The sequence below is a fragment of the Streptomyces sp. NPDC033180 genome (assembly GCF_055577645.1).
In genome coordinates this window covers 888,468-904,571 of sequence record NZ_JBVIPU010000001.1, presented here as the reverse complement: position 1 = coordinate 904,571, position 16,104 = coordinate 888,468, and the positions used below count along the sequence as shown (strand labels likewise).

Below are 16,104 nucleotides of genomic sequence, written 5' to 3'. Positions count from 1 at the left end.
AAACTCGCACGATCGCCCGCACATCTGTCATATCCCGTCGGGCCATTGTGCCAGCTCGCTCTCAGACGGTGACCTCGTCCGCCGGACGCCGCGCCTCCGGGACGTCCGCCGTGCAGGTCGCGTCCGTGGCGGCCACGGCCCGAGCCCGCCGCCGGGCCAGCGGGGTCGCGAGCGCCGTCAGGACGACGAAGACGCCGATCGCCATCAGGACGATCGTCGCTCCGGGCGGCACGTCCTGGTAGTACGACGTGACCGTGCCGGACAGCGTCACGGCGGTGCCGATGACCACCGACAGGACGAACGTCACCTTGAACGAGCGGGTGATCTGCTGGGCCGCCGCGACCGGCACCACCATGAGCGCGCTCACCAGGAGCAGCCCCACGACGCGCATCGCGACGGTGACCGTGACGGCGGCGGTGACCGCGATGAGGAGGTTCAGCGCCCGCACGGGCAGTCCCGTGACCCGCGCGAACTCCTCGTCCTGGCTCACCGCGAACAGCTGCTTGCGCAGGCCGACCGTGACGAGGACCACAAAGGCGGCGAGCAGGCAGATCGCCGTGACGTCGGAGTCCGAGACCGTCGAGAGCGAGCCGAAGAGGTACGAGGAGAGGTTCGCGTTCGAGCCGGTGTCCGAGAGGTTGATCAGCAGGACACCGCCCGCCATGCCGCCGTAGAAGAGCATCGCCAGAGCGATGTCGCCGCGCGTCTTGCCGTACGCCCTGATCAGCTCCATCGTCACCGCGCCGACGACGGCGATCAGCGTCGCCATCCACACGGGGCTGGAGTTGAGCAGGAAGCCGAGGCCGACGCCGGTCATCGCGATGTGGCCGATGCCGTCGCCCATCAGGGCCTGGCGGCGCTGGACGAGGTAGATGCCGATGGCGGGGGCCGTGATGCCGACGAGGACGGCGGCGATCAGCGCCCGCTGCATGAATTCGGTCTGGAAGATTTCCATCATCAGGTCAGCAGTCCCGTGCGGATCGGCTCGTGCTCATCGGCCGAGTGCGGATGTACGTGGTCGTGGCCGGGCAACGCGTGCTGGCCCGTGGCCTTGGGCGGCGGCCCGTCATGGGTCACGCAGCCGTCGCGCAGCACGATCGCGCGGTCGATCAGCGGCTCAAGAGCCCCCAGCTCGTGCAGCACGAGCAGGACCGTCGTGCCGGCCGCGACCTGCTCGCGCAGGGTCTGCGCGAGGATCTCCTGGCTCGCCAGGTCGACGCCCGCCATCGGCTCGTCCATGATCAGCAGCTCGGGCTCGGACGCGAGCGCGCGGGCGATGAGCACGCGCTGGTGCTGGCCGCCGGACAGGGCGCTCACGGAGTCCCTGGCGCGGTCGCCGAGGCCGACGAGCCCGATGGCCCGGTCGACAGCCGCGCGGTCGGCCTTCGTCGTCCAGCCGAGCTTCGACAGCTTCGTACGCGAGAGACGTCCTGCCGACACGACCTCGCGGATCGTCGCGGGGACGCCGCTGGCCGCCGTCGTGCGCTGCGGTACGTAGCCGATGCGGGCCCACTGCCTGAAGCGCTTCAGGGGGGTGCCGAAGAGGCTGATGTCACCGCTGGTGAGGGGGACTTGGCCGATCACGGAGCGCACGGCGGTGGACTTGCCCGAGCCGTTCGCGCCGAGCAGGGCGACGACCTCACCGCGCCCGACGGTGAGATCGATGCCGCGCAGCACCGGGCGCGCGCCGAGGGTGGCCGTGGCCGACCGCACGGATATGACGGGCGATACGGGCTGGCTGGCTTCCATCGCGGGTGCCTCCGATGCTGCTGCTGGCGGTTTCACTTCGCGCCGAGAGCCTTCTGCAGCGCGGCGAGGTTGGACTCCATGACCCCGATGTAGTCATCGCCCTTGGACTTGTCCGTGATTCCCTCCAGGGGGTCGAGGACGTCCGTCTTCAGGCCCGCGTCGTTCGCGAGGGTCCTGGCGGTCTTGTCGCTGGCGAGGGCCTCGAAGAACACCGTGGAGACGCCGTCCTTCTCCGCGATGTCCTGGAGCTCCTTGATGCGGGCGGGACTCGGGTCCGACTCGGGGTCGACACCGGCGATGGACTCCTGGTCCAGGCCGTAGCGCTCGGCGAGGTAGCCGAAGGCGGAGTGCGTGGTGATGAAGGTCTTGCTCTCGGTGTCCTTCAGGCCGCCCTCGAACTTCGTGTTCAGGGCGCCCAGCTTCTTGACCAGGGCGTTCGTGTTCTTCTTGTACGCCGCCGCGTGGTCGGGGTCGGCCTTCTCCATCGCCTTGCCGACGCCCTCGGCGACCTCGGCGTACTTCACCGGGTCGAGCCAGATGTGCGGGTCGGCACCGGCTTCGCCTTCCTCGTCGTGCCCGTGCTCTTCGCCTTCGTGGCCGTGGTCGTGGCCGACCCCGGTGCCGTGCTTCTCCAGGTGGGTGAGCTCCGCGGCATCCACGGTGTTCTGCACACCGGACTGGCCGATGGCGTCGTCGACGGCGGGCTGGATGCCCTTGAGGTAGAGGATGAAGTCCGATTCGCCCAGCTCGGCGGTCTGCCGCGGGCTGAGCTCCAGGTCGTGCGGCTCGACACCCGGCTTGGTCAGGGTGTCCACGGAGACGTGCTCGCCGCCGATCTCCTGGGCGAGGTACTGCATGGGGTAGAACGACGCGGTCACGTTCAGCTTGCCGTCACCGTTCTTGTCCGCGGCGCTGGAGGACGAGCAGGCGGAGAGAGCCGTGAGCCCGAGAACCGTGGCGGAGGCGACGGCGACGGTGGGTATGAGGCGACGTACGTTCATGACACTCATTTTCAACAAATCTGGAAACGATTGTCAACTAGCGGTGTGGGAAGAAGCTCGACCGGAACCGATTTGATAAGTGGGGTAAGGCCGCCGGTAACCTGAACCATTCGCTTCGCCCACCGTCGTAATGAAGAGAGCACCGTGGCCGCCGACAAGATCGACAGCATCGTCAGCCTGAGCAAGCGCCGTGGCTTTGTTTACCCGTGCAGTGAGATCTACGGCGGCCAGCGTGCCGCCTGGGATTACGGGCCGCTCGGCGTCGAGCTCAAGGAGAACCTCAAGCGCCAGTGGTGGCGCTACATGGTCACTTCGCGCGAGGACGTCGTCGGTATCGACTCGTCGGTGATCCTGGCCACGGAGGTCTGGCAGGCCTCGGGTCACGTCGCGACGTTTTCCGACCCGTTGACCGAGTGCCTCTCCTGCCACAAGCGCCACCGCGCCGACCACCTGGAAGAGGCGTACGAGGCCAAGCACGGCCGTCCGCCCGAGAGCCTGTCCGACGTCAACTGCCCCAACTGCGGCACCAAGGGCCAGTTCACCGAGCCCAAGCAGTTCTCCGGCATGCTCTCCACGCACCTCGGCCCCACGCAGGACAGCGGCTCCGTCGCCTACCTGCGCCCCGAGACCGCGCAGGGCATCTTCACCAACTTCGCCCAGGTCCAGCAGACTTCGCGCAAGAAGCCGCCGTTCGGCATCGCGCAGATGGGCAAGTCCTTCCGCAACGAGATCACGCCCGGCAACTTCATCTTCCGGACCCGCGAGTTCGAGCAGATGGAGATGGAGTTCTTCGTTAAGCCGGGCGAGGACGAGAAGTGGCAGGAGTACTGGATGGAGCAGCGCTGGAACTGGTACACCGGCCTGGGCCTGCGCGAGGAGAACATGCGGTGGTTCGAGCACCCGAAGGAGAAGCTCTCCCACTACTCCAAGCGCACCGCTGACATCGAGTACCGCTTCCGCTTCGGCGGCAGCGAGTGGGGCGAGCTCGAGGGCGTCGCCAACCGCACGGACTACGACCTCTCCGCGCACTCCAAGGCCTCCGGCCAGGACCTCTCCTACTTCGACCAGGAGGCCCAGGAGCGCTGGACGCCGTACGTCATCGAGCCCGCGGCGGGCGTCGGCCGCACGATGCTGGCGTTCCTCCTCGACTCGTACATCGAGGACGAGGCCCCGAACGCCAAGGGCAAGCTGGAGAAGCGGACGGTCATGCGCTTCGACCACCGCATCGCGCCGGTGAAGGTCGCGGTGCTGCCGCTGTCTCGCAACCCGGAGCTGTCCCCGAAGGCCAAGGGCCTCGCCACCGCCCTCCGCCAGAACTGGAACATCGACTTCGACGACGCGGGCGCCATCGGCCGCCGCTACCGCCGCCAGGACGAGATCGGCACGCCGTACTGCGTGACGGTCGACTTCGACACCCTGGACGACAACGCGGTCACGGTGCGCGAGCGTGACTCGATGAAGCAGGAGCGGGTCTCCCTCGACCAGATCGAGGGCTACCTGGCTTCGCGCCTGGTGGGCTGCTGACATCCCGCCCCGCTCGGCCATCGGCTGAGTGAAGCTTGAAAGAAGGCCCCGGTTCCGCATACGGAACCGGGGCCTTCTGCTGCACACTGTTCGCCATGCCTTCGATGACCACGAGCAAGGTCAGCAGATGGGACCAGCACGGGCGCGAGCATGTGGTGCACGTGCAAAAGGCGGGCGTCCAACGCCAGTTGAGCTGCGCCACGTGCGGCTGGGGAAAAAGGGTGCAGTTCCTGCCGTGGCTGAAGGCGGAGGAACACCTGGCGGATGAGCATCAGGCCACGGTGGATCCCTCGGTGCCGTGACTGTTACCGGCTGGGCGCCGGCGGCTGCCCGGCGAAGCGGCGCACGGCATCGGTGAAGGCACCTGGGTCGTCGAAGTTCGCGAGGTGACCTGCCCGCGGGATCAACTCGACGCGGGCGTCCGGATGAGCGCGGGCGAAGTCCCTCTCACCGGACCGGAAAACGGTGTCCTTCTCGCCGTTCAGTATGAGCACGGGGGACGCCACGTGACGCATCGAGCCCGCGTCGAAACGGCCCAACACCTCGCCCCAGGCGCCCGGAAGCGTGTGGAACGCGTAGCCGGCGCGGATGGTCGCCTCCACCACCTCGGGTGGATAGAGCCGGCGAAGCAACCGGTCGTTCCACCGGGCCAGCCGGTCTGCCGGCAGGCGTGGAACGAGACCGGCGACCCAGCGATACGGCGTCGCCCACGAGCCACGCGTTGAGGCGCTGGCCCCGGCGAGGACCAGCCCCCGCAGCTGTTCGGGGCAGCGCCGCGCGAACTCCAGAGAGGCGTATCCGCCGAGCGAGTGCCCGACGACCAGAGCCGGTCCGCTGCCGAGCGAGTCCACCGCGGAGGCGATGATCTCCGTCGCCGCGTTCAGGCTCCAGGGCTGAGCGGAGCGGGCGCCGTGGCCCGGCAGATCGACAGCGGCTACCGGGAAGTCCTCCTGGAGCGCGGCGAGCTGTGAACTCCACTGCCCCGCGCTGAACCGTGTCCCGTGCACGAAGACGATGGGTGGTGATGGTGCATCCGGTGCCGTCATAAGTCCCCCCGGGGTGGAATGCGGGCTAGCGGCGCAGGCCGCGCAGGACCAGGTCGACCACTGCCGTGAAGGCCGGCTCGATGTTCGGCTTCGACCATTCGGCCGCGTACGCCGGGTCGTGGAAACGGTTGGTGGCGTCGAAGACTGCTCGGGCGAGCAGCGCCGGATCAGGGAGCGGAGGCGTCAACTCGCCGTTCTGAACGCCCTCTCCGATGATCACCTCCAACTGGGCGACCAGTTCACCGATGTGAGCCTCGACGACGGAACTGCTCTCGACGAGCAGCACCTTGTACGTGGAGAACAGCTCCGGGTCGTCGCCCGCTTTGCGGCGCTTGGCCGCGAAGAGTGCCGAGAACCAGCGGCGCGGCCGGACCTCGGAGGGGACCGACCGGTCCTCGAGGATCAGCACCAACTCCCCCGTCGTACGGTCCAGCCACCGCTTGGTGACCGCCTCGCGCAGCTCCGCCTTCGTGCGGAAGTGGCGGTAGACCGTGCCATGGCTGACCCCGAGCGCGCGGGCCACGTCCACGACCGTGGCCTTCGCCGCGCCATGGCGGCGCAGCATGTCCTCCGTGGCTTCGAGGATGCGCTCAGGGGCGAGGGTGCCGGTGGCCATGACAGTGACCGTACCCGGGGTCGATCAGTGCTCGCTGTCGAGGTGCGCCATCTGTGCCTCCGGATAACGCGCACCCGTGCGCCTCGGCCAGGCCCCGCCCCGGCGTCAGCCGAAGCGCCTCACGAACCTCCGCTGCCACGGCGTCTCCACCGCCCGTGGTGCGTAGTGCTCCCGCACGTAGGCCACGGCCTCCGTGCCCGGCACCCCGTCCAGTACCGCTATGCACGCCAGCGCCGTCCCTGTGCGCCCCCGTCCACCACCGCACGCCACCTCGACCCGCTCCGCGCCGGCCCGCTCCAGCGCCTCGCGCAGAGCGGTGGTCGTCGCGACGGGGTCTGCCGGCAGCCGGAAGTCGGGCCAGCGCAACCAGCGGGACTCCCACTCGACGGTGGGCGGCTCCTTGCCCAGGAGGTACAGCGCGAAGTCGGGCGTCGGGCCGCCCGGAAGGGGGTGGCGCAGCCCCCGGCCGCGGATCAGTCGACCGGACGGGAGTCGCAGGACGCCTGATGCAGTCGATTCCCAAGTAGTGGTCACGGCGCGAGCGTAGTCCCGACGTTCGGGCCGGTCGCCGGTGTCAGTTGGGCTGGGGCGTGGGAAATTTTCGTATCCACCTCCCCAGTGGCGGCGGTCTTGAAGATCACCCACTCCGTCTTGCCGGGCGGGCGCGCTGTGGTTGTGACGCCGACTTCGTCGGCGAGGGCTGTCCCAAGGCTCTGCCTTCAGCCCTCAGCCCTCAGCCCTCAGCCCTCAGCGCTCTGCCCCCCGGAATCCTCAACTCCCCCAAGAGCTACCGCTGGACGCCGCCCCCCGCCGCTGTCGCGCACTTCGATACGGACCAGTGGGACGGCGAGCGTCCGGCTCAAGGTCGCGCTGAGCTTCGATCCGAACGTGCCGTATCCGCAAGCGGTCCCTGCGGCCCGGCCTCCAGGCGTTCCGCTGTCCGCCGAGCCGTCCGAGTCGCCCAGGGGCCGCTGGTCAGCGCCCCGACGAGCAGGACCGCCAGGCCGCAGCTCGCGATGATCCACCAGGCGGGGCGGCTCGCCTCGGTGAAGGTGGCCGCGTACGACGAGGAGCCCACCCCCGACGCGAGGACCGCGCCGATGACCGCGACGCCGAGGGTCTGGCCGATCTGGCGGCTCGTGGAGGCGACGGCGGCGGCGACGCCCGCCTGGGAGCGGGGCATTCCGGAGACGGCGGTGTTCGTGATGGGGGCGTTCACGAAGCCGAAGCCGAGGCCGAAGAGGACGTAGCCGATGAAGAGCGTCACGTTCGTGGTCTCCGCGTCGAAGGCGGCGAAGAGGACTCCGGACGTCGTCATCGCGACCCCCGCGACCAGGAGCGGCAGCCGCGGGCCCCGGCTGCCGACCAGGCGGCCGGACAGCGGGGCGCAGATCAGCGTCATCGCGGCCATCGGCAGCATCCACACGCCCGCGTCAAGGGCGTTGAGGCCGCGTACGTTCTGGAGGTAGAGCGTGGACAGGAACAGGAATCCGCCCAGCGCGGCGAAGGCGCAGACCGCGATCACCGTCGCCCCGCTGAACGGCGCCGAGCGGAAGAAGCGCAGGTCGATGAGGGGGTCCGCCCGGTGCGGCTCATAGGCGAGCAGGCCGAGGAGGGCCAGTAGCGCGGCTCCCGCGAACGCGATGATCAGCGGCGAGGTCCAGCCCGCCGTCGGCGCCTCGATGATCGCGAACGTCAGGGCGCCGAGCAGCACCATCACCAGAAGCTGGCCCACGGGGTCGGGGCGGCGCGGCTTGGGGGCGCGGGACTCGGGGACGTACCGGATGGTGAGGAGCAGCGCCGCGAGGCCGACCGGCAGGTTGATCCAGAAGATCGAGCGCCAGCCGACGGAGTCCACCAGAAGGCCGCCCACCAGCGGGCCCGCCGCCATGGAGATGCCGACGACGCCGCCCCAGACGCCGATGGCGCGGGCGCGCTCGCGGGGCTCGGTGAAGGTGTTGGTGATGATCGACATCGCGACCGGGTTGAGCATGGAGCCGCCGACGGCCTGCGCCATGCGGAACGCCACGAGGGACTCCAGGTTGGGCGCGAGGGAACACGCCACGGAGGCGAGCGTGAAGATCACCAGGCCGACCTTGAAGATCTTCCGGCGCCCCACGCGGTCCGCCGTCGATCCCGCGAGCATGAGGAGCGCGGCGAGGACGAGGGTGTAGGCGTCGATCGTCCACTGCATGCCGGAGATGCTGGTGTCGAACTCCCGCGCCATGGTGGGCAGGGCGACGTTCAGGACGGTGTTGTCGAGGCTGACGATGAGCAGGCTCATGCAGCAGATCGCGAGGACGAGCATGCGTCGGCGGTGCGTGAGCTCTTGCTGGGGCATGGCTTCGACGGTAACGCGGTCGGCTGTGGGTCGCTTCTGCGGGCGGGGCGTACGTCCCCGCCCTCCCCGGGCGGGCCCTCAGCCCAGCCTCCGCGGCAGCCGCAGGCTCAGCAGGGCGAGGCCGAGCAGACCCGCCAGTTGTACCGCGAGGACTGTCGCGAACGCGTTGCGCATCCCCAGGTCCGGCACCAGGGCCAGGAACAGCGAGCCGAGGGTGGCGACGCCGATGGCCAGGCAGGACTGCTGGACCGTCGCCGCGAGGCCGCTGCCCGCGCCCGCCCGTGACGCCGGCACCGCGGCCAGCACGATGCGGTAGTAGAGGGCGAGCTGCACGCCCTGGCCGAGGCCGCACAGGGCGAGACCGGGGGCGAGGACGAGCGGGCTCAGTGAGGCGTACGGAGTCCACAGCACCGTCACGGCGAGGATCGCGAGGCCGGTGCCGTGGGCCAGCGCGCACAGCGTCATCGCGCGGCTGCCGAACCGCGTCACCAGGCGCGGGGCGAGCATCGACGCCGCGAACTGCGCGACGCCCATGGGGATCAGGGTCAGCCCGGACTTCAAGGGGCTGAAGCCCAGCCACTGCTGGAGCGTCACCGCGCTGACGAACATCCAGCCGGCGAAGCCGGTGAAGATGGGCAGGCCGATGGTGAGCCCCATCCGTACGCCCGGCTCGCGCAGCAGCGACGGGGGCAGCAGCGGGCTGCCGCCGGTGCGTTCGGCCCGCAGTTCGACGCGGGCGAACGCCCAGGCCAGGAACGGCGAGGCGACCAGGGAGAGCACCGACCACAGGGGCCAGCCCGCGGCCCGCCCCTCGGTCAGGGGCAGCAGCAGCGCGATCAGGGACGCGGCGAGCAGCAGCGTGCCGCCGATGTCGCTGCGGGTGGGCTGCTCGGCCCGGCTGTCCGGCACCGAGCGCACCGCGCAGAGCAGGGCGCCGACCGCGACGGGCGCGTTCACCAGGAACACCGCGCGCCAGCCGGTGCCCGCCAGGTCGGCGGAGACCAGGACGCCGCCGAGCACCTGCCCGAGGACGATGGAGATGCCACCCACCGAGCCGTAGAGGGCGACCGCCTTCGAGCGCCGCTCGCCCCGCGTCGTCGCGTGGATGGTGGCGAGGACCTGCGGCAGCATCAGCGCGGAGGCCGCGCCCTGGGCGACGCGCGCCCCCACCAGCCACCAGGCCCCGGGCGCGAGCCCGCAGGCCAGCGAGGTCACGCCGAAGGCGGCGACGCCCCAGAGGAAGAGCCTGCGGCGCCCGTACGTGTCGCCGAGCCGCCCGCCGAGCACGAGCAGCACGGCGTACGCGACGGCGTAGCCGGCGACGACCATCTCCAGGGTGGCGGGGGACGCGTGCAGGTCGTGTTCGATGCTGGGCAGGGCGACGTTGACGATGAAGAAGTCGATCATCGGGAGCGCGGCGCCGAGCAGGATGGTGACGAGGCCGAGCGGGGTCAGCGCGGGGGAGGCGTCCGCCGCGGGCGGGTCGCCCGGCGTGGTGGGCTTCAGGACGTGGGCCTTGGAGTGGGCCGTGGAGTTGGTGAGGTTCACGAGTACGACAGTCGTCGTATCGCGAGCCTGGTACCAGAGTCTCTTTATCCTGGTACCTGTACTACCTGGAAACAGGGTCGCCGGGCAGTCGCCGTGCGGGCAAGCTGGTCCCATGGACACCGCAGTGCCGACGCGGCAGCAGCCCGACCGTATCCGCCGCAGCGAGCTCGCCGACTTTTTGCGCAGCCGCCGCGAGCGCATCACGCCCGAGCAGGCGGGGCTGCCCCGCGGCCCGCGCCGCCGCACGCCGGGGCTGCGCCGCGAGGAGGTCGCGCACCTCTCCACGGTGGGCGTCACCTGGTACACATGGCTCGAACAGGGCCGCGCCATCCATGTCTCGGCCCAGGTCCTCGACGCGCTGTGCCGAGCCCTGATGCTGGACGCCGGTGAGCGCGCCCACCTCTTCCAGCTGGCGGGCACCGCCGACCCCTCACCGGCCGCCGAGATCGCGTCGGTCCCGCAGGGCCTGCTGCGGATCGTCGAGCAGCTGGAGCCGTACCCGGCGTGCGTGCAGAACGCCCGCTACGACATCCTCGCCCACAACGCGATGTACGGGAATCTGCTCACCGACCTCGACGTGCTGCCGCCCGAGGACCGCAACTGCATGTGGCTGACCTTCACGCATCCCGCCTGGCAGGCCGCCATGGAGGACCGGGAGGAGACGATGCGCCGGATGGTGGCGAGGTTCCGGGCGCGGATGGCAGGGCATCTCGCGGACCCGGCGTGGAAGACGCTGCTCAGGAGGATGCGCAAGGCCTCGCCCGCCTTCTGCGAACTGTGGGAGCGGCACGAGGTGATGCAGGCGGTGGACCAGTCCAAACGGTTCAACAACTCGGTGGTGGGCCCGCTGCACTTCACGTACCACGGGCTGTGGCTCGGCCCGGCCGAGGGCCCGCGCGTGGGGACGTACGTTCCGGCGGACGCGCGCTCGCAGGCGGCCACGGAGGAGCTGCACCGCCTGGTGAAGGCCGGGCGCGTGGGCAGTCGCGCCGGCACTCGTGAGGGCACGCGTGCGGATGAGGGACAATAAGAGGTCTGCCCACGCTTCAGAACAGCTCGCCCACAGCTCGCCCCGGAGGAATCCCCCGCCATGGAGCCCCAGCTTCAGATCGGCCCGCACGCCGTGCGGCCGCCCGTCGTGCTCGCCCCCATGGCGGGCATCACGAACGCGCCGTTCCGGACGCTGTGCCGTGAGTTCAGCGGCGGCAAGGGGCTCTTCGTCAGCGAGATGATCACGACTCGGGCGCTGGTCGAGCGCAACGAGAAGACCATGCAGCTGATCCACTTCGACGAGACCGAGAAGCCCCGGTCCATCCAGCTGTACGGCGTCGACCCGGCGACGGTCGGCAAGGCGGTCCGCATGATCGCCGAGGAGAACCTCGCCGACCACATCGACCTGAACTTCGGCTGCCCCGTCCCCAAGGTCACCCGCAAGGGCGGCGGCTCCGCGCTCCCGTACAAGAGGCCGCTCCTTCGCGCGATCCTCCGTGAGGCCGTCAGCGGCGCCGGGGACCTGCCCGTCACGATGAAGATGCGCAAGGGCATCAACGACGAGCACATCACCTTCCTCGACGCGGGCCGCATCGCCGTCGAGGAGGGCGTCACGGCGATCGCGCTGCACGGCCGCACCGCCGCCCAGCACTACGGCGGCACCGCCGACTGGGACGCCATCGCGCGCCTCAAGGAGCACGTCCCGGAGATCCCGGTCCTCGGCAACGGCGACATCTGGTCGGCCGCCGACGCGGTACGGATGATGGAGGAGACCGGCTGCGACGGGGTCGTCGTGGGCCGCGGCTGCCTGGGCCGCCCCTGGCTCTTCGGCGACCTGGTGGCAGCCTTCGAGGGCACGGGCACGCCCAAGGCGCCGGACCTGCGCGAGGTAGCCGCCGTCATGCTGCGGCACGCGACGCTCCTCGGCGAGTGGATCGGCGACGAGGCGCGCGGTGTCATCGACTTCCGCAAGCACGTGGCCTGGTACTTGAAGGGCTTCGCGGTCGGGTCGGAGATGCGCAAGCGCCTCGCGATCACCTCCTCCCTCGCCGAACTCCAGGACGGGCTGGGCGAGTTGGACCTCGACCAGGGGTGGCCGACCGGAGCGGACGGTCCGCGAGGCCGCACCTCGGGCAACAATCGCGTCGTCCTGCCGGACGGCTGGCTGAAGGATCCCTACGACTGCGCGGGCATCAGCGAGGACGCGGAGCTGGACACGTCCGGGGGCTGAACCGCCTTCGGTGCGAGATTTGGCCTGAACACCTTTCCCGGTCGGGGTGCGCCGTGGGCCGCCTTGTCGACGTTCCCTGCCCTGTTCGGCGCGTGAGCGGCGTCCGAACGGTGCGCGAATCGTCTCGCCACGCGTCCGGATGCTGACATCCGGCCGCTTCAAACGGCGTGATTCTCGCCACCTCTGATAGGCGCTGCGCTCAGATGAGCGGAATCAGGGTGACTGCACTTCTCCAAGGGGTGGCACTCAGTGCCACTGCTCGATCATTCATGAGGTGAACTCACATCTGAGAATAGCCCGCTCATCTGAGCAAAACGCCGGGTCTACGGGCGTCATGCCTTCAAGAGTTGAATCGATGATCGCCTATCCAGCTACCGCTGAGTCACTTTCGATCTACTGGCGGACGGGTGGTTACAGCCGTATGACGCACAAGTGGACGTACCCATGCGCCTTCGATCTGGGTATGTTCCTCGCCGTCAGGGCAGCCACCGAGTCCTCGAGGAGTCGAGACCCGTGTCGGAAAACAAAGATCCCCACGTAGCGCAGAACGACGCGAGCGACGCGAGCGATGCGGCGGTGAAGTTCGTTTACGACTTCACCGAGGGCAACAGGAACCTCAAGGACCTTCTCGGCGGGAAGGGCGCGAACCTCGCCGAGATGACCAACCTCGGGCTGCCCGTCCCTCCGGGCTTCACGATCACCACCGAGGCCTGCAAGACCTACCTCGCCAGCGGCGAGGAGCCGGTCGAGCTGCGCGACGAGGTGAGCGCGCACCTCGACGCCCTCGAGAAGACCATGGGCAAGAAGCTCGGTCAGGCCAACGACCCGCTGCTCGTCTCGGTCCGCTCGGGCGCCAAGTTCTCGATGCCCGGCATGATGGACACCGTCCTGAACATCGGGCTCTCCGACAAGTCGGTGACGGGCCTCGCCAAGCAGTCCGGCGACGACCGCTTCGCCTGGGACTCCTACCGCCGCCTCATCCAGATGTTCGGCAAGACCGTCCTGGACGTCGACGGCGAGCTCTTCGAGGACGCCCTGGAGGCCGCCAAGGCCGCCAAGAAGGTCACGGTCGACACCGACCTGGAGGCCGGCGACCTCAAGAAGCTGGTCACGAAGTTCAAGAAGATCGTCAAGACCGAGGCGGGGCGCGACTTCCCGCAGGACCCGCGCGAGCAGATGGACCTCGCGATCCGCTCGGTCTTCGAGTCGTGGAACACCGACCGCGCCAAGCTCTACCGCCGCCAGGAGCGCATCCCCGGCGACCTGGGCACCGCGGTCAACATCTGCTCGATGGTCTTCGGCAACCTCGGCCCGGACTCCGGCACGGGCGTCGCGTTCACCCGCGACCCGGCCAGCGGCCACCAGGGCGTGTACGGCGACTACCTGACGAACGCGCAGGGCGAGGACGTGGTGGCGGGCATCCGCAACACCGTCCCGCTCGCTGATCTTGAGCAGATCGACAAGAAGTCGTACGACCAGCTCATGCAGATCATGGAGACCCTCGAAACGCACTACAAGGACCTGTGCGACATCGAGTTCACCATCGAGCGCGGCCAGCTGTGGATGCTGCAGACCCGCGTCGGCAAGCGCACCGCAGGTGCCGCCTTCCGCATCGCGACGCAGCTCGTCGACCAGGGCCTGATCGACGAGGCCGAGGCGCTGCAGCGCGTCAACGGCGCCCAGCTCGCCCAGCTGATGTTCCCGCGCTTCGACGACACCGCGAAGGTCGAGCAGCTCGGCCGGGGCATCGCCGCGTCACCCGGTGCCGCGGTCGGCAAGGCGGTCTTCGACTCGTACACGGCCATCAAGTGGTCGCGTTCCGGCGAGAAGGTCATCCTCATCCGCCGTGAGACCAACCCCGACGACCTCGACGGCATGATCGCGTGCGAGGGCATCCTCACCTCCCGCGGTGGCAAGACCTCGCACGCCGCCGTCGTCGCCCGCGGCATGGGCAAGACCTGCGTCTGCGGCGCCGAGGACCTGGAGGTCGACACCAAGCGGCGCCGCATGACGGTGGGCGGCACGGTCGTCGAGGAGGGCGACGTCGTCTCCATCGACGGCTCGACGGGCAAGGTCTACCTGGGCGAGGTGCCCGTGGTCCCCTCGCCGGTCGTCGAGTACTTCGAGGGCCGCATGCACGCGGGTGCCGACGACGCCGACGAGCTGGTCGGCGCCGTGCACCGGATCATGGCGTACGCGGACCGGGTGCGCCGCCTGCGGGTCCGTGCCAACGCGGACAACGCGGAAGACGCGCTGCGTGCCCGCCGCTTCGGCGCCCAGGGCATCGGCCTGTGCCGTACCGAGCACATGTTCCTCGGTGAGCGCCGGGAGATGGTCGAGCGGCTGATCCTCGCCGACGCGGACGGCGAGCGCGAGGAAGCACTCAAGGAGCTCCTGCCGCTCCAGAAGCGCGACTTCGTGGAGCTCTTCGAGGCGATGGACGGCCTTCCGGTCACCGTGCGCCTCCTGGACCCGCCGCTGCACGAGTTCCTGCCGGACATCACCGAGCTCTCCGTCCGGGTGGCCCTCGCCGAGTCCCGCAAGGACGCCAACGAGAACGACCTGCGCCTGCTGCAGGCCGTGCACCGCCTGCACGAGCAGAACCCGATGCTGGGCCTGCGCGGCGTACGCCTCGGCCTGGTCATCCCCGGCCTGTTCACCATGCAGGTACGGGCGATCGCCGAGGCCGCGGCCGAGCGCAAGAACGCCAAGGGCGACCCGCGTGCGGAGATCATGATTCCGCTCGTCGGCACGGTCCAGGAGCTGGAGATCGTCCGCGAGGAGGCCGAGCAGGTCATCGCCGAGGTCGAGGCGACGACGGGCGTGGCACTGAAGCTGGCGCTCGGCACCATGATCGAGCTGCCGCGAGCCGCGCTCACGGCGGACCAGATCGCGGAGGCCGCCGAGTTCTTCTCGTTCGGCACGAACGACCTCACGCAGACGGTCTGGGGCTTCTCGCGCGACGACGTGGAGGCTTCGTTCTTCACGGCGTACCTGGAGAAGGGCATCTTCGGTGTCTCCCCCTTCGAGACCATCGACAAGGACGGCGTGGGCAAGCTGGTGAAGGACGCGGTCAAGGCCGGCCGCGCCACCCGCCCCGACCTGAAGCTCGGCGTCTGCGGCGAGCACGGCGGCGACCCGGAGTCCGTGCACTTCTTCCACGAGGTGGGCCTGGACTACGTCTCCTGCTCCCCGTTCCGGATCCCGGTGGCCCGCCTGGAGGCGGGACGCGCGGCGTCGGAGTCGGCGGGCAGCGACCACCGGTAGGTCTCACCGGGGCCCCGGTGGAACTCCGGGGCCACCGGGGGTACTCCCGGGCCACCGGTAGAACTCCGGGTCCGACCTCGTGTCCCCGACCCTCACCGATGCGGGGACGGACCCGGTTCACCAAGAAGGGGCAGCACCCTGTGCGGGGGTGCTGCCCCTTCGGGCTGAGCGGCGGAGGCGGTCAAGCCAAGTCGCTGAGCAGGCTGAGCGACGTTTGGTGGCGTTGGTTTGCCGTTGAACCCGTCGGAAGCCGTTGTGCCCTCCGGGTGCGGGTGCGGGTGCGGCTCTCGGGCTAGGAGGTGGTGATGGTGTTGTTGATGTCCCCGACGGAGAAGTTGATCAGTCCGCCGCAGGCGAGGAGACAGAAGGAGGGGGGCGGGCCGGGCGGTGTCGGGGTGGACGTGACCTCGACGGACGTGGTGTCGTTGGAGGCTGCGCAATTCGCGTTGCCGTTGTACGCGGCGGTGATTTCGTGCGAGCCGACGGTGGTGAACGTGACGGTGTAGCTGGCCTCGTTGTTGGCTTCGACCGGCACGGTGTCGAGCAGGACGTTGCCGTCGAAGAACGTGACGCCGAGCCCGCCGGTGGGGTCGTCGGCGCAGGTAACCGTGGCTGTCAGCTCCACCTGAGTGTCCACCTCGGCGGACTGCGGAGCCGCCGTCACCACTGTGGTTGACGGTACGGCCCAGGCGGGCGAGGCCAACCCCAGCACGGCTGCCAGGGCTGTGGCGACGACCAGTCTCCCTCTGCGTGGTGTGATCCTCACCGGTTCGGCTCCTTGTTCCGGCGCC

Annotated in this window: 14 protein-coding genes; 5 read left to right on the top strand and 9 right to left on the bottom strand. The window is 69.6% G+C overall.

The genetic code is table 11. The features are described from left to right. Window positions 1–61 precede the first annotated feature (61 nt). The 3 genes from ACZ5WE_RS04120 to ACZ5WE_RS04110 are packed head-to-tail and all read right to left on the bottom strand — an operon-like array spanning window position 62 to window position 2,750. Window positions 62–955, bottom strand: coding sequence for a metal ABC transporter permease (locus ACZ5WE_RS04120; RefSeq protein WP_467687904.1), 894 nt, complete (start codon window positions 953–955; stop codon window positions 62–64). 2 nt (window positions 956–957) lie between these two features. Beyond that, window positions 958–1,749 carry a metal ABC transporter ATP-binding protein gene (locus tag ACZ5WE_RS04115; RefSeq protein ID WP_467687699.1) on the bottom strand — a complete coding sequence of 264 codons (792 nt, stop codon included), beginning with the start codon at window positions 1,747–1,749 and terminating at the stop codon, window positions 958–960. A gap of 32 nt (window positions 1,750–1,781) precedes the next feature. Further along, entirely contained in the window at window positions 1,782–2,750 is a 969-nt protein-coding gene (locus ACZ5WE_RS04110) for a metal ABC transporter substrate-binding protein (RefSeq protein WP_467687701.1), read from the bottom strand. A gap of 144 nt (window positions 2,751–2,894) precedes the next feature. Here ACZ5WE_RS04110 and ACZ5WE_RS04105 point away from each other — a divergent pair, with 144 nt between their 5' ends. Both ACZ5WE_RS04105 and ACZ5WE_RS04100 read left to right on the top strand, forming a co-directional pair. Further along, window positions 2,895–4,274 (top strand): glycine--tRNA ligase, encoded by a 1,380-nt coding sequence (locus ACZ5WE_RS04105; protein ID WP_467687703.1) that lies wholly within the window; start codon window positions 2,895–2,897, stop codon window positions 4,272–4,274. 95 nt (window positions 4,275–4,369) lie between these two features. Beyond that, complete coding sequence (locus ACZ5WE_RS04100; protein ID WP_467687704.1) at window positions 4,370–4,576, top strand: hypothetical protein; 207 nt, start codon at window positions 4,370–4,372, stop codon at window positions 4,574–4,576. Window positions 4,577–4,579: 3 nt separating this feature from the next. Here the strand turns inward: ACZ5WE_RS04100 and ACZ5WE_RS04095 are convergent, their stop codons facing one another. The 5 genes from ACZ5WE_RS04095 to ACZ5WE_RS04075 all read right to left on the bottom strand — a co-directional run bounded on the left by ACZ5WE_RS04095 (window position 4,580) and on the right by ACZ5WE_RS04075 (window position 9,825). Further along, complete coding sequence (locus ACZ5WE_RS04095; RefSeq protein ID WP_467687706.1) at window positions 4,580–5,320, bottom strand: alpha/beta fold hydrolase; 741 nt, start codon at window positions 5,318–5,320, stop codon at window positions 4,580–4,582. 25 nt (window positions 5,321–5,345) lie between these two features. After that, complete coding sequence (locus tag ACZ5WE_RS04090) at window positions 5,346–5,936, bottom strand: TetR/AcrR family transcriptional regulator (protein WP_467687708.1); 591 nt, start codon at window positions 5,934–5,936, stop codon at window positions 5,346–5,348. 105 nt (window positions 5,937–6,041) lie between these two features. Next, complete coding sequence (locus ACZ5WE_RS04085; protein WP_467687710.1) at window positions 6,042–6,470, bottom strand: protein-tyrosine phosphatase family protein; 429 nt, start codon at window positions 6,468–6,470, stop codon at window positions 6,042–6,044. Window positions 6,471–6,795: 325 nt separating this feature from the next. Continuing rightward, window positions 6,796–8,277 (bottom strand): MFS transporter, encoded by a 1,482-nt coding sequence (locus tag ACZ5WE_RS04080; RefSeq protein WP_467687712.1) that lies wholly within the window; start codon window positions 8,275–8,277, stop codon window positions 6,796–6,798. A 78-nt stretch (window positions 8,278–8,355) separates the two neighbouring features. After that, on the bottom strand, window positions 8,356–9,825 hold the full coding sequence (locus ACZ5WE_RS04075; protein ID WP_467687714.1) for an MFS transporter: 1,470 nt from the start codon (window positions 9,823–9,825) through the stop codon (window positions 8,356–8,358). Between the two features lie 112 nt (window positions 9,826–9,937). Between ACZ5WE_RS04075 and ACZ5WE_RS04070 the strand changes: the two genes are divergently transcribed. The 3 genes from ACZ5WE_RS04070 (at window position 9,938) to ppdK (ending at window position 15,313) form a co-directional block, all read left to right on the top strand. Beyond that, complete coding sequence (locus ACZ5WE_RS04070; protein WP_467687716.1) at window positions 9,938–10,855, top strand: helix-turn-helix transcriptional regulator; 918 nt, start codon at window positions 9,938–9,940, stop codon at window positions 10,853–10,855. A 60-nt stretch (window positions 10,856–10,915) separates the two neighbouring features. Further along, window positions 10,916–12,046, top strand: coding sequence for a tRNA dihydrouridine synthase DusB (gene dusB, locus ACZ5WE_RS04065; RefSeq protein WP_467687718.1), 1,131 nt, complete (start codon window positions 10,916–10,918; stop codon window positions 12,044–12,046). Between the two features lie 513 nt (window positions 12,047–12,559). After that, window positions 12,560–15,313: a pyruvate, phosphate dikinase gene (gene ppdK / locus ACZ5WE_RS04060; RefSeq protein ID WP_467687720.1), complete on the top strand. Its 2,754-nt coding sequence runs from the start codon at window positions 12,560–12,562 to the stop codon at window positions 15,311–15,313. A 292-nt stretch (window positions 15,314–15,605) separates the two neighbouring features. Here the strand turns inward: ppdK and ACZ5WE_RS04055 are convergent, their stop codons facing one another. After that, entirely contained in the window at window positions 15,606–16,079 is a 474-nt protein-coding gene (locus ACZ5WE_RS04055; RefSeq protein ID WP_467687722.1) for an Ig-like domain-containing protein, read from the bottom strand. Window positions 16,080–16,104: the final 25 nt, after the last annotated feature.

Coding starts and splice junctions, on each gene's coding strand:
- ACZ5WE_RS04120 (WP_467687904.1), bottom strand. CDS start 955: ATGGAAATCTTCCAGACCGAATTCATGCAGCGGGCGCTGATCGCCGCC.
- ACZ5WE_RS04115 (WP_467687699.1), bottom strand. CDS start 1,749: ATGGAAGCCAGCCAGCCCGTATCGCCCGTCATATCCGTGCGGTCGGCC.
- ACZ5WE_RS04110 (WP_467687701.1), bottom strand. CDS start 2,750: ATGAACGTACGTCGCCTCATACCCACCGTCGCCGTCGCCTCCGCCACG.
- ACZ5WE_RS04100 (WP_467687704.1), top strand. CDS start 4,370: ATGCCTTCGATGACCACGAGCAAGGTCAGCAGATGGGACCAGCACGGG.
- ACZ5WE_RS04095 (WP_467687706.1), bottom strand. CDS start 5,320: ATGACGGCACCGGATGCACCATCACCACCCATCGTCTTCGTGCACGGG.
- ACZ5WE_RS04090 (WP_467687708.1), bottom strand. CDS start 5,936: ATGGCCACCGGCACCCTCGCCCCTGAGCGCATCCTCGAAGCCACGGAG.
- ACZ5WE_RS04080 (WP_467687712.1), bottom strand. CDS start 8,277: ATGCCCCAGCAAGAGCTCACGCACCGCCGACGCATGCTCGTCCTCGCG.
- ACZ5WE_RS04070 (WP_467687716.1), top strand. CDS start 9,938: ATGGACACCGCAGTGCCGACGCGGCAGCAGCCCGACCGTATCCGCCGC.
- dusB (WP_467687718.1), top strand. CDS start 10,916: ATGGAGCCCCAGCTTCAGATCGGCCCGCACGCCGTGCGGCCGCCCGTC.